Annotated in this window: 14 protein-coding genes; 1 reads left to right on the top strand and 13 read right to left on the bottom strand. The window is 36.5% G+C overall.

The genetic code is table 11. From position 1 onward, the window contains the following. Nucleotides 1-149: 149 nt before the first annotated feature. Genes HMPREF0873_RS00945 through HMPREF0873_RS00935 form a run of 3 tightly spaced genes read right to left on the bottom strand, consistent with a single transcriptional unit; the run spans nt 150 to nt 2,346 of the window. The gene (locus tag HMPREF0873_RS00945) at nt 150-875 is read right to left on the bottom strand and encodes an amino acid ABC transporter ATP-binding protein (RefSeq protein ID WP_008713800.1); all 726 of its coding nucleotides are present in this window, start codon (nt 873-875) and stop codon (nt 150-152) included. Further along, the gene (locus HMPREF0873_RS00940; RefSeq protein ID WP_004693053.1) at nt 872-1,528 is read right to left on the bottom strand and encodes an amino acid ABC transporter permease; all 657 of its coding nucleotides are present in this window, start codon (nt 1,526-1,528) and stop codon (nt 872-874) included. The genes HMPREF0873_RS00945 and HMPREF0873_RS00940 overlap by 4 nt, the downstream gene beginning before the upstream one ends. Before the next feature lie 11 nt (nt 1,529-1,539). Further along, nucleotides 1,540-2,346 carry a basic amino acid ABC transporter substrate-binding protein gene (locus HMPREF0873_RS00935; protein ID WP_008600779.1) on the bottom strand — a complete coding sequence of 269 codons (807 nt, stop codon included), beginning with the start codon at nt 2,344-2,346 and terminating at the stop codon, nt 1,540-1,542. Between the two features lie 903 nt (nt 2,347-3,249). On the opposite strand from HMPREF0873_RS00935, the gene HMPREF0873_RS00930 reads away from it, so the two are divergent. Further along, nucleotides 3,250-3,852 carry an HD-GYP domain-containing protein gene (locus tag HMPREF0873_RS00930; protein WP_004693025.1) on the top strand — a complete coding sequence of 201 codons (603 nt, stop codon included), beginning with the start codon at nt 3,250-3,252 and terminating at the stop codon, nt 3,850-3,852. A 41-nt stretch (nt 3,853-3,893) separates the two neighbouring features. On the opposite strand, the gene HMPREF0873_RS00925 is transcribed toward HMPREF0873_RS00930, so the two are convergent. Genes HMPREF0873_RS00925 through rnpM form a run of 10 tightly spaced genes read right to left on the bottom strand, consistent with a single transcriptional unit; the run spans nt 3,894 to nt 13,788 of the window. Then, nucleotides 3,894-4,589, bottom strand: a complete 696-nt coding sequence (locus HMPREF0873_RS00925) for a ComF family protein (protein ID WP_004693022.1) — start codon at nt 4,587-4,589, stop codon at nt 3,894-3,896. Then, a complete protein-coding gene (locus HMPREF0873_RS00920) occupies nt 4,589-6,742 on the bottom strand; it encodes an ATP-dependent RecD-like DNA helicase (protein ID WP_004693020.1) in 2,154 nt (717 codons plus the stop codon). The genes HMPREF0873_RS00925 and HMPREF0873_RS00920 overlap by 1 nt, the downstream gene beginning before the upstream one ends. Further along, nucleotides 6,742-7,506: a shikimate kinase gene (locus HMPREF0873_RS00915; RefSeq protein ID WP_004693019.1), complete on the bottom strand. Its 765-nt coding sequence runs from the start codon at nt 7,504-7,506 to the stop codon at nt 6,742-6,744. Before HMPREF0873_RS00915 ends, HMPREF0873_RS00920 begins: the two co-directional genes overlap by 1 nt. A 12-nt stretch (nt 7,507-7,518) precedes the next feature. Next, nucleotides 7,519-8,451: a bifunctional riboflavin kinase/FAD synthetase gene (locus HMPREF0873_RS00910; protein ID WP_004693017.1), complete on the bottom strand. Its 933-nt coding sequence runs from the start codon at nt 8,449-8,451 to the stop codon at nt 7,519-7,521. Between the two features lie 2 nt (nt 8,452-8,453). Next, nucleotides 8,454-9,395 carry a tRNA pseudouridine(55) synthase TruB gene (locus HMPREF0873_RS00905; RefSeq protein WP_004693015.1) on the bottom strand — a complete coding sequence of 314 codons (942 nt, stop codon included), beginning with the start codon at nt 9,393-9,395 and terminating at the stop codon, nt 8,454-8,456. A 2-nt stretch (nt 9,396-9,397) separates the two neighbouring features. After that, nucleotides 9,398-10,339, bottom strand: coding sequence for a bifunctional oligoribonuclease/PAP phosphatase NrnA (locus HMPREF0873_RS00900; protein WP_004693013.1), 942 nt, complete (start codon nt 10,337-10,339; stop codon nt 9,398-9,400). A 17-nt stretch (nt 10,340-10,356) separates the two neighbouring features. Further along, nucleotides 10,357-10,713, bottom strand: coding sequence for a 30S ribosome-binding factor RbfA (rbfA, locus tag HMPREF0873_RS00895; protein ID WP_004693011.1), 357 nt, complete (start codon nt 10,711-10,713; stop codon nt 10,357-10,359). 9 nt (nt 10,714-10,722) lie between these two features. Next, nucleotides 10,723-13,185 (bottom strand): translation initiation factor IF-2, encoded by a 2,463-nt coding sequence (gene infB, locus HMPREF0873_RS00890; protein WP_008713794.1) that lies wholly within the window; start codon nt 13,183-13,185, stop codon nt 10,723-10,725. Between the two features lie 15 nt (nt 13,186-13,200). After that, nucleotides 13,201-13,506 (bottom strand): ribosomal L7Ae/L30e/S12e/Gadd45 family protein, encoded by a 306-nt coding sequence (locus HMPREF0873_RS00885; RefSeq protein ID WP_004693007.1) that lies wholly within the window; start codon nt 13,504-13,506, stop codon nt 13,201-13,203. Nucleotides 13,507-13,518: 12 nt separating this feature from the next. Beyond that, a complete protein-coding gene (gene rnpM, locus HMPREF0873_RS00880) occupies nt 13,519-13,788 on the bottom strand; it encodes an RNase P modulator RnpM (RefSeq protein WP_004693005.1) in 270 nt (89 codons plus the stop codon).

Raw genomic sequence — 13,788 nt, 5'->3', positions numbered from 1 at the left:
AAATTCAGTCTAAAAGTTATCAAATATATTAATAGATATTAAGCTATACATATATAATAAAAATTAATATAAATAGATAGGTTAAATTTAATGTAAAAAAACAGGAAGCAATTTCTAATTCTAGAATTTGCTTCCTATAATTATATTATTTAATCTAACAAAATTTTATCTAAGAATGATTTTGTTCTTTCATTGGTAGGTGCATCAAATACGCGTTCAGGTGTATTATCTTCTAAAATCAAGCCACCATCAACAAATAACACTCTATCCGCTACCTTTTTCGCAAAGCCCATTTCATGAGTAACGATGACCATCGTCATACCTTCCTCAGCTAAAGACTTCATAACATCTAGCACTTCACTAACCATTTCAGGATCAAGAGCTGAAGTAGGTTCATCAAAAAGCATTACTTTTGGTTTCATAGCTAAAGCGCGAGCAATAGCAACACGCTGCTTTTGACCGCCTGACAAAGAATCAGGGTATGCATTGGCTTTATCCGCCAAGCCTACTCGATCAAGTAAAGCTTGACCTATCTTCTTAGCCTCTTCCATAGATGTTTTACGAACCTTAGTTTGTGCTAAGGTAAGGTTTTCCATAACCGTCATATGTGGGAACAAATTAAAGTTTTGGAATACCATTCCTACTTCAGCACGAACGTCATTTAACTTTTTCTTATCAGAAAGATCCATGCCATCTACGATAACCTTACCAGATGTAGGTTCCTCTAAATAGTTCATAGTGCGCAGTAACGTACTTTTACCAGAACCAGAAGGGCCGATGATTACAACTACTTGACCTTGTTTAATATGTAAATTAATACCTTTTAGTACTTCATTTTTACCAAAAGATTTATGTACATTTTCTAATTTAATCATTTAATGCTATATTTCCTTTCAAGATATCCAACTAATTGTGAGATAGTCACTGTCATAATAAGGTAAATCACAGCAACCGTACCCCAGATTTCAAAGGATGCATAGGTTTTAGCAATGATTAATTGACCACGACGTGTCAACTCCTCGAAACCGATAACAGAAACTAAAGAGGAATCTTTCAACATGGCAATAAATTCGTTCCCTAACGGAGGAATAATTGCTTTAAAAGCTTGAGGCATAATGATGTAACGCATGGTTTGTCCCCAAGTTAAACCAAGAGAACGACCGGCCTCCATTTGACCTTTATCAATAGATTGAATACCAGCACGGAAAATTTCAGATACATAAGCACCAGAGTTAATACTACATGCGGTAACAGCCGCAATATATGGATCAATCCGTTGACCTGTAATCATAGGCAAGGCAAAATAGATTAGGAAAATTTGCACCAGTAATGGTGTACCACGAATGATATCTACATAACATTTTGCAAGCAATCTAACTAATCTAAATTTAGATAAATTTGCTAAAGATACTAAAAGACCGATAAAAAAGCCACAACCTACAGACATGGCTGTAATTTCTACAGTCACTAGAGCACCTTGTAGCAAGAGCGGTAAATTATCCGCAATTAACCCCCAATTAAAACTCATAATCTCTCCTATTATTTAAATTCTAAAACTACTGGCATATCAGCAGGTGTATCTACATTAAACCATTTTTTATATAATGTATTAAATTCACCATCAGCCTTCATATCAGCAATTGCTTTATTAATTTCTTCTTGCAATGCTTTGTTATCCTTATTAATTGCTAAGCCCAAATATTCTTTAGTATTTGGATATGCCATAAATTTAATATGTTGATCAGGATGCTTAGTACTGTAATATTGAGCTACAGGTAAATCGATTACAGTTGCATCTACTCCACTATTTTGTAATTCTAACAAAGCTTCATTACTATGGTCAAATTCTTTTACAGTAGTACCTTCAATTTTATGAGCTAAATCTGCACCAGTAGTACCTAATTGGGCTGCAATTTTTTTACCCTTTAAGTCATCAAGAGAATTCACAGCCGTTCCATCTTTATATACTACTGCTAAGGCATTTTCATAATAAGGAGAAGAAAATAATACTTTTTCACTTCTCGCTTTTGTAATGGTCATACCAGATGCAGCAACATCAATATCATGTGTGTTCAAAGCTGGAATCAAAGCATCAAAAGCTACATTTTTTAGCTCTACATCTTTATTAATACGCTTACCGATCGCACGAATCAATTCAATATCAAAACCTGTATAATCTTGAGTTTTTTCATCTTTAAACTCAAATGGAACAAATGTAGCATTAGTGCCAACGACAAGTTTATTAGATGTAGGTTGATTAGAAGAACCACATCCACCAACTAAAGAAGCCGCCATCACTAACATACAACCGCCAAGAATTATTTTTTTTACTTTGCTATTTAACATATTATCAACCTCATTATTTTAACTTACTACTACTTTATAATAGTATATAGATTAAGTATAATTATGTCAATAATTTTGTATATAATTTTAGATGCAATCGCAAAATCTCTATATTTATATTTTAATTTTATACATTGTTTGTATAAATATTACGTTCATGTATAAAAACTTTCCCATAGTTAGTGGTTTTCTATAGATTTTATAATATACAACTGTATAAAAAAAGCACATGAGAAAAGCCTCATGTGCCCCTATACGGCTGACCTGGTCTTTGCCCCCACACTCGCCTGCTGGAAGGTTCGCTCATAAGTCCAAGACTCCCCACTACTACCTCTCTCGATTTTATCGGCAGGACTTACACCTAAGCCGCACCATGCTCACAACCATTTGGGCTGCTTATGTGGATCGTTTTGCCTGCGACTAGCCTCGACTTTCAACCACAGACCCGTATAGACGTATTATAAAGAATAACAGTATTCATGTCTAGTTTTACTATTATTTTAAAAAATTTTGATTATATAGTTAAGTAGCCAAACATAATTTTTTTACCAAACATACTATCGCATAATTCTTAGAACAATGAGAATAAATTTTGCAACCCCTATTTGTTGATGTATAGAAAATTGGAATAGAAAACCTAAAATATTCTTCATAATATTTTAATATTTCTAAAATCACATTTTTTAAGTACCATATCTAGTGGATTCTTAAATTGTCAATTAGTTTTTGTATGCCAAATATGAATACAACATATTTGTAAGAACATACGTATCATACACAAAAAATTATTTATGGTGTATAATTTGTATACTGTTAAATTAGAACGGCCTAAAGTTGTACGATATGAACATAAGTACGAGGGGTTGTACCATATGTTCAGTTTGTTAGTTAGAGGGGTTTATTATGTTTATGTTATCATTGATGCAACCATCAGGTTTGTATGAACTGGAGAAAGATAGTTTAGAAGCCATAAGCGCACAACTTTTACAGATGATACAAATGAAAAGCTATCATCTCTATACACATTCTATCCAGGTTTCAAACTATGCTGTTAGCATCGCAGCTAAAATGGGTTTGCCATTAAATGAAATTGAACAGATTCGTCACGCAGCTCTACTTCATGACGTGGGTCTATTAATGGTACCTAATGCATTAATCCAAAAATCTCCATATCTTAATAAGCAAGAAATGTCTAAGTATAAACAACATGCGGCAAGTGGAGCCAATATGATTGAAAACTATCCTTGCTGCCAACAAATTTTGCCTTATATTCGTTACCATCATGAAAAATGGGATGGCTCTGGTTATCCCAAACATTTACGTGGTGCCAATATTCCGTTAGGAGCTCGAATTATTGCTGTAGCAGATTACTATGATACAACAGTTAATCCTTCTACTGAATTTTGGGCGAAAACAAAAGCTAAAGCAAAAGAAGAACTCTTTAGTGCGTCTGGCTCACTCTTTGATCCTGATGTAGTTAAAGCATTTATTGATGTGCTTGGCTAATATGAAATCAAATATTATATTCCTACATTTAGTAATAAAGATTAGAAACTACCACTAGCCAGCGTAAGGGCATCAATGCGTAGCGCTTTATGCTTTTGTAAGACTTTTGCTACAGCTTCAATTGTGGCACCTGTAGTATATATATCATCAACAATTAATATATTCTTATTGGTAAAATCAATATCCTTATAATCAGCACATATAACAAAGGCATCATCAATATTTTGATGTCTTTCTTTATTTGTTAATCCCCACATATCTCGAGAAGTATCAAACTTGTATATACAATCTAACCATTTAAAGTTTTTTCTATCTATCTCCCATAAAGAATGAGCCCATTCAAGAAAGAATAAATCTACTTGATTATATCCTCTCTTAGCTTTTTTCTTTTCGCTAGATGGTACAGGAACAATATAATCATACATAATTTTACAATTACTGTTCACAATATTAGACTCATTATATTTCATGTAAAAGTTGTACGATACTAAAAAAGGAGCGGCCCCTTTGGACTGCTCCTTTTTTTCATTAAATTTTACATCGTAAATCATAGACTTTAGACCACCACGATATTCGGCCAACACACATACATCATCTACATAGTGTAAAAATTTATGTGGTACATGACGAATATGTAATAAATCTGTAAAACAAGCTTTACACCAATCCCCTTGTGTTGCCACAGGTGCACCACAGTGAGGGCATACAGGTGGAAATAGGAAATCCCAAAGACTCATTACGAATCACATCTCCCTTGTAGTCGTTCTTTAAACAATGTGTAACGTTCATCGGCATTAACAGTACGCACAGCACGTTCAACTGCGCTCGTAGTACCAACGATGATTACTTTACGCTTTGCCCGTGTAACAGCAGTATACAACAAATTACGTTGTAACATACCACCATAACGTGGAACAAATGGAATAATAACTACACCATACTCACTACCTTGACTCTTATGGACCGTAATAGCATAAGCAGGCATAATCATATGTGCTTCATCGATAGGTAGACGAACCTCTTTATGGATAAATCGGATACAAATATCGGTCCGCGTAATAGCATAGATAACGCCAATTTCGCCATTAAACACTTCTAACTCATAATCATTGAGAATTTGAATAACCTTATCCCCAACGCGATACGTAATGCCATTGACACGAACTTCTCCCTTATAGCTATCTGGAGGGTTTACGGCTTGTTGTACATATTGTGATATCAATGTACTACCTGCTTCACCACGGCGCATAGGAGAAATAATTTGAATATCTAATTCATCCTCTATCGTCTCTTGTTCACGTTTATATACATCAATGATGGCTTTCATCATCATGTCATAAGATTTAACAGGAATAAAAGAAAACTCTTCGCTCACACCTTCCAGGTTAGGCATTTCACCACGGTTAATTGCGTAAGCACTTTCAACGATAGTATTACCAGAGCTTTGACGATAAATCTGATTAAGTCGTGTATAGGGCACACAATCACTATCTAATAAATCTTTTAATACGAACCCAGCACCTATAGGTGGTAATTGATCTACGTCACCCACAATAATGACATGGGCTTCCTTTGGAATAGCAGCCATCAAAGAATAGAATAAACGCACATTAAGCATAGATGCTTCATCGATAATAATGACATCTATATCTAGAGGATCATCTTCATTCTTTGTAAAGTCATAGGAGTCACTACCTTGAACAGGTACCAATAGACGATGAATTGTAGTAGCTTCAAACTCAGTGGCCTCGGTCAGACGCTTTGCAGCACGTCCCGTAGGAGCACAAAGTATAATGCGCCCCAATCCACCGAGTTGGAAACCTTTTACTAGTGCCTTGATGATAGTTGTTTTACCTGTACCAGGACCACCAGTTATAAGAGAAAACTTTTCAAAAAATGAGAGCTGTATAGCTTCTTTTTGAGCATCACCAAAGATAATGTAGTTGTCTCGTTCAAACTTTTCAATAAAACTAGAAATATCTAATGCTATTGGATCAGCTTCTAATAGAAACTCACGAGTATAGTGGACACCTTCCACTTCAGAAACATACATCTCTGGCGGATAGATATATAAGATATCTTCATAATACGTACTATACAGTGCACCTTGTTCCAGCAGGCTTTCAATAAAGTTCGCAATATCATCTACATCAGTTTGTAATAAATCGTCAAGTCGACCGATAAGTTGGTCTACTGGTAAACATGTATGACCTTGATTATCTAGACTACGTAGAATCCATTCTAAACCAGCCTCTAAACGGCGTGTATCACTACCATTAATACCAAGATGCTCTGCTAGTGTATCGGCCGTACCAAAAAGCATATCCGGTGCTACACGTAATAATGTATAAGGATTATCCTCTATAACTGCGACAGACTGCACACCATAATAGGTATATACAATACGACTCCATTTCGATGAAATGTGATGACTTTCAAAAAAATGATTTAAATCAGATAAAATACCTTCGCCAAGTAAGGTATTGAATAGCTCATCCTTAACACTCTTTCGGAGACCTGGAACATCTTTAATCTCTTCTGGACGTTCTTCCCGTAAAATTTCTAAAATACGAATACCGAAATATTCTAGTACCTTCTCTACGGATTTTTCACCAAAACCTTTTATTCCTAGATTCAACAAATAAGTCTTGGCAGCACCCATATTATCAGGTTTTAACTTTTCAACACTGCTCGCATCAAATTGGCGGCCGTACTTTTCATGTTCTACATAGCGGCCCCGTACTTCGATGTCTTCCCCTTCTTTAGGAGACTCAAATTTGCCAGTACAAGTAATGTATTCCTCATTATAATCTTTTAGGATAAACACGCAATATGTACGTTGTGTATTCTCATATATAGTTCGGTATACAAATCCTCGTATGGCGTCCATTATTTCTCCGTATTCGGCAAAGCTTCAATAATTTCTTGCACTGCATCGGTAATACTGCCTTCGTTACCAATTTTAATATGTGCTACTTCTTCATATAAAGGATAACGTTCTTCATATACATTAAAAATATATTCGATACTTTCTTTTACAAGCGGACGAATCTCTAGATCCAAATCATCTAAAATATGATTTACATCGCGGTTAACAAATACAACAAGACCATTATTGCGCATCAATTTAACAGTTTTATCATAGGTAACAGTGCCGCCACCTGTAGCAATGACAGATGGTTTATTGTGAATTAATTCTTTGATTGTACTATATTCATATTCACTGAAAGCATCTTTACCATCGTAAATATAAATATTTTGAACGGATTTACCTACCTTGTCTTGAATCGTTTGGTCTAGATCGAAAAAGTCGCGGCCTAACTCTTTTGCTAGAACCTTACCAACAGTAGTTTTACCTGCGCCAGGCATACCAATGAGAAAAATATGCTTATGCATATGCTCCTTTAAGAACTCATTACTCATAGAAACGACGGTTTTTATATAATTTTCAACATAAGGTGCTAAAACTTTATCTTTACAATTTTGAGTATGTAAAGCAATGATACTTTCATCCCGTTCTTCATCAATAAGTGGTAAGTGATGTTCATCCTTATATTTACCAATTTCTTTAATCAGTGTGAGTCGCTTCTCAAACTCCGTAACTAATACAGAATCAATACTATCTATCTGTTTTCGAGCTTCTTTAATATCCATGAGAACCCCCTTTTATGCATTAGCCAAAATAGCTAGAGCCTGTTCTTCATCTACCTTCATTTGATCGATAAGATCTTGTAAATTATTAAATTTAACTTCCCCTCTAATATAAGAAATGAACTGTACAATTACTTCTTTTCCATATATATCTTGGTCAAAGTTAAAAACGTGTACTTCACATCTATGGTACTGATTTCTAAAGGTTGGATTATCTCCAATATTGCCTACCCCATCATACCAAATACCATCAATACATACACGATTAGCATAGACTCCGTCTGGAGGTGTAGCCATTTCATTAGGAAGTAATAGATTTAATGTAGGAAATCCTAATGTGCGTCCCCGTTGATCACCTTTAATCACAGTTCCTTTAAACTGGAATGGCCTACCTAGCCAATGATTTGCATCCTCCAAATGCCCTTCATGAATAGCTTTTCTAATTTCTGTACTAGAAATAGGTGTACTACTACCATCACAAGGTAATAAAGGCTGTACAAGAACTCGTATATTCTTATCCGCTACCACTTGTTTCATATATTCTGGATTACCAAGCCCCTTTGCACCAAATGTAAAGTTCTCACCGATTACAATAGCTTCCACATTCATATCATTGCAGAGTTCATGTAAGAATTCATCTGCAGTCATTTTTAATAATGCTTCAGTCATAGGTAACCGCAAAATATAGTCAACTTTGAGTTCTTCTAGCACAGTATCCATAATCTCTTCTTGAATCACTCGTTTAGGTACTCGTTCTGGATGTAATATAGTCAATGGATGATGCTCGAAGGTAATGATGATACTAACCCCATCGACTGATATAGCCTCTTCAACAGCCTTATGTATAACTCGTTGATGACCTCGATGAATGCCATCAAAGGTACCAAGGGCATATACTTTTGTATCTTTGATTTGACGTAGTTCATCAAACGAATGTAGTTGCTTCATACTTATCCTTCAATAAAAATATTTTTTTCCACTTTTAATGTGTGGTTGTTTCGTTTCATAATACCAATAAAACCATTCGGTCCATAAGCTCTATAGAGCTGACCTATTTCTGTGAAAGCAAATTCTTTACCAATCGGTAACTGCTTGCCTTCTATCATCATTCTTAATTGTACACTATTTACAGTTACTTTTGAAAGATGAGAAACAGCCGTATCTGTTGGCAACAACAGACTTTCACCATGTAGCATCAATTCTTCGGCCATCTTAGCAGAGCCGATATCAAAAGGGCCTACTTGAGTACGTGCCAAAGAAGTCATAGCGCCAGGAATACCTAAAGCAATACAAATATCGCGTAATAACGAGCGAATATAAGTCCCCCCTGAGCATGTCACACGAACCGTGAAAAAAGGGAATCCATAAGCAATGAGCTCAATATTTTTAATATGAATTTGACGTAATGGTAGCTCTACAGGAATACCTTTACGAGCATATTCATAAGCTCGAATACCATTTACTTTAATGGCAGAATACTTAGACGGCCTTTGGTCCTGAACGCCAGCAAATTTTCTCAAAATACTAACCAATTCTTCAAAGCCTGGTTTAACCATCGTTGTCGAGATTTCTGTAGATTGAATAGCTCGATTCAATACAATACCATCTCGCAATAGCATATCATTATCTGGCAATACAGGTTGTCCTGAGCTATCTTCAGTATCTGTAAAAGTACCCAATTTACATTCTGCTACATAAGTTTTATCAAATTCATCCGTGTATTCTATAAGGCGCGTAGCCTTACCAAGAAACACAGGCAATACACCATAAGCCATAGGATCCAATGTACCGCTATGACCAATGCGCTTTTCCTTTAGAATACGACGACAAATAGCAACGGCATCATGGCTTGTAATGCCAGGTGGTTTTAAAAATGGTAATATCCCATCCATTATTAAATTACCTCAATGAGAGCTTGTTTTGCCTCTTCTAATGGTAGATTAATAGTGCAACCTGCAGCACGAATATGACCACCACCACCAAAATGGCTTGCTACAACGTTCACATCAATACCTTTGGAACGTAAACTTACACGTGTTATATCATCAGCTTCTGCTTTTAATAAAATTGCCACGTCTACAGTATCAACATTTCTAATAATATCTACAAAACCATCTGTATCATCGCCAAGAATAGTCATAGCCTCACGATTCAACTCGATGGTAGCAATCGTATCATTCTTGTAAAACTCGATAGTTTGCATAACTTGTTTTGTTAATTCTAAACGACTGGCAGATACGGCTTCTATGGTTTCAGAAATAACATTTGGTCTAGCCCCTGCAGCTACACATTTGGCAGCCATCTCAAGAGTATTTGCTGTAGTATTGCTAAATTTAAAGAAACCACAATCTGTAGCAATCGCCATATATAATGCAGTACCCATAGATTCAGTGATAGGCCAATTCCATTTTGTACATAAGTCGGTAACAATTTCACCAGTAGCAGCAAAGTCAGGCTTTAAATATAGATGGTCCGCGAATTCTGTATTAGAAATATGGTGATCTATATTAAAAATAGGTGCACTCCAAAGTGCACCTACTTTGCCAATTCGCTCATACGTGCTAGCATCCAAAACCATAAGCATATCAATATCAACTGGATTAGTTTCAAAATACGCTACATCATGAATGTGGTCCGTATATCGTAAGAATGTGTACTTCTCAGGAACTACATCATCCACTACCATATATACAGTTTTACCTTGTCCTACAAGGGCTTCGTAAAAGGCTACCATGGACCCAATAGCATCACCATCAGGTCTAATATGGACGGTTAGCATAATAGAATTAGCTTCACACAGAGCCATATGTAATTGATTAATAGTAATCTTACTCATGTTCTGTATCCTTTTTGTTAATTTATTTCTTCATCCTTTTTGATTTCATTCAAAAGGGATTCAATATGCATGCTATAGTCTAAAGACGTATCCTTATCAAAGGTGATGGAAGGAATATGGCGTAATTTAAGTACTTTACCAAGCTCTGTACGAATATGACCTGCTGCATGCTTTAATGCGATAAGGGTATCTTCTTTTTCCTTATCGGAACCAAACAAGGAGACATAAATCGTAGCTTCACGTAAATCACCTGTTACATGAACATCGGTAATAGTAGTGAAGCCGATACGCGGATCTTTCAATCCGCGCATCAACATTTGACTTACCTCTTGTTTGATAAATTCTTGTAATTTTCTGACACGAACATCACTCATATAAACCTCCTATAATTGAGGTGCAATTTCTTCCATCAAGTAAGCTTCAATAACGTCGCCTTCCTTGATGTCGCGGTATCCTTCTAAGGAGATACCACATTCAAAGGATGTTTTAACTTCCTTAACTTCATCTTTAAATCGACGTAAAGAATCAACCTTACCTTCAAATACAACGATGCCGTCACGAATTAAACGAACTTCAGAGTCGTTAGTAATACGACCTTCTGTTACATAAGAGCCAGCTACAATAGCCTTTGGTGTGGAAATAACCTGACGCACTTCTGCACGACCTACGACAACCTCTTTAAATTGAGGCGCCAACATACCGCGCATAGCAGATTCAACGTCATTGATAGCATCATAAATTACACGATATGTACGCAAGTCAACCTTTTCTTGTTCCGCTGCACGTCGAACATTAGCATCAGGGCGTACATTAAAGCCCATTACAATCGCATTAGATGCAGATGCCAACATGATATCCGATTCATTAATGGCACCTACTGCAGCATGAACAATAACAATACGAACCTCAGGGTTTTTGATGCCTTCTAAAGATTGACGCAATGCTTCTACAGAACCTTGAACATCGGCTTTGATGATAATATTAAGATCCTTCAACTCGCCTTGTTGAATTTGGTTGAAAATATCATCTAATGTAACTTTATGTGTAGCTTGCAATTCTTGAACCCGTTGCTTAGCAATACGTTTTTCAGCAATTGCACGTGCTTCGTTGTCATCCATACCATTTATAATTTCACCGGCTTGTGGAACTTCGGAGAAGCCCAAAATTTCTACCGGCATAGACGGACGAGCAACTTTTACTTTTTCACCGCGCTCATTTGTCATGGCACGTACTTTACCGTATGCAGTACCAGCAAGTACTGTATCACCTACACGAAGAGAACCTTTTTGTACCAAGACAGTACATACAGCACCACGACCTTTATCAAGTTGAGCCTCGATAACTACGCCATATGCCTTACGGTTAGGGTTCGCTTTCAATTCCATAACCTCTGCTACAAGCAAAATATTTTCAAGTAAGTCATCAATACCTTGTTTTTGTTTAGCAGATACAGGAACCATGATGACATCGCCGCCCCATTCTTCTGGTAAAAGACCATGTTCAGACAATTGTTGTTTAACATGGTCTGGGTTAGCACCTGGTTTATCCATTTTGTTGATGGCTACAATAATAGGTACATCTGCAGACTTCGCATGATTAATGGCCTCGATAGTTTGTGGCATTACTCCATCGTCAGCAGCTACTACGAGAACTGCGATATCTGTAGATTTTGCACCACGTAAACGCATAGCAGTAAACGCTTCATGACCAGGTGTGTCAAGGAATGTGATTTTATTATCCTTGTAGCGAACTTGGTACGCACCGATATGTTGAGTGATACCACCAGCTTCGCCAGCTGTTACATTAGTTTGACGAATTACGTCCAACAAAGATGTTTTACCATGGTCAACGTGACCCATAATAGTTACTACAGGAGGACGTGGTTTTAACGTTTCTGGTGCATCTTCAATTTCGATAACATCTGTAGGATCTTCTTCTGGTTCTACTTCAGTTACAGTTACACCGAACTCTTCAGCTACAATAGTAGCTGTATCTACATCAACCTCTTGGTTAATGCTGGCCATAACACCTAAAAGCATCAATTTCTTGATGATTTCAGATACTTCACGACCCATTTTTTCAGCTAATTCTTTAACAGTTAAAGGACCGCTCAATTCAATTTCTGTAGCAATTGCTGCTTCAGCTTTACGTTCAGCTTCTGCTTTTTGCTGTAAGTACTGCTCGTTACGATGTTTTACGCGATTCTTCTTTTTTTGCATAGATGTAGATAACAAGGATTGAGGGCGGTTATTGCCACCTTTTTTATTTTTCTTGTTACGGCGATCATTATTAGAATTGCGGTTATCGTTATTGCGGTTGTCGTTATTACGATTATCGTTGTTGCGATTATCATTATTACGCGCATCATTAGAACGAACGTTATTACGGTTATCATTATTGCGGGTATTATTAGGGCGATTGTTAGCGCGGTCTCCACCATGTTGGTTACCATCGGATTTGCGTGTAGGCTCAGAGATTTGTACATGACGTACATTGCCTTTTTTATGGTCCTTTTGTTTAGATTGATCGTCTTGTTTTTGACCAGATTGTTTATGTTTATCTTTTTTCTGTTCGTTAGAACGATTTGGATGTTGTTTATGTGACGCAACATCTTGTTTATGAGCTGCAGGAGCAGACTTTTGTTCTACCTTTTTTTCTATTTTTTGTGCTACTTTAGGAGCTTCAGATTTTTTACCTAATTGTTTTTTTACAATTTCATAACCTGAATCATCTACAGAATTAACTGCTTTCGTAACATTGATATTATTTTGTTGCAAGATAGAAATGACCTGCTTACTTTCTACGCCGAACTCTTTGGCGATTTCATGAACGCGCTTTTTGGACATCTACATACCCCCTTATTATCGATCAATCTCTTTAAGTAATGCCTTTGCAAATCCATCATCTAGTACGGCAACTACTACCCTAACTTCCTTACCAATGGCCGTTCCTAAAGCCTCTTTATTGGCAATACTGTGAAGTGGAATGTGATGGGTTTCTGCTAATTGAGTATATTTCTTTTCATTATTGGCTGCACAGTCACCAGCGAGAAGTACCAATTTCGGTTCCTTTCTCTTTATAGCTTTTTCTACGATAAAATCACCAGAAATAACTTTTCCTGCTCGTTGTGCTAAGCCTAAGAGATTCAAAATTTTATCTTCATTCATGTATATCAGTGATTACTCATTCTCTTGTAAATCACGTTGTAATGCTTCGTATATCTCTTTAGATACACTATGTTTTAATGATCGTTCTAATCGTTTTGCCTTATAAGCCTGCTCAAAACACGACATAGACTCACATAAATAAGCTCCACGTCCTGGTGCTTTACCGCTGCGATCAATAGTGATATTGCCGTCTGGACTCAAGGCTACGCGAATCAACTCTCGTTTTGCCTTAGGTTCACCACATCCTACGCAAGTACGCATAGGTTGGGATTTTGGTTTCAT

This window comes from Veillonella sp. 3_1_44 (genome assembly GCF_000163715.1).
In the GTDB taxonomy this organism is placed as follows: domain Bacteria; phylum Bacillota; class Negativicutes; order Veillonellales; family Veillonellaceae; genus Veillonella; species Veillonella parvula_A.
This window is presented reverse-complemented; position numbering and strand designations above follow the sequence as displayed.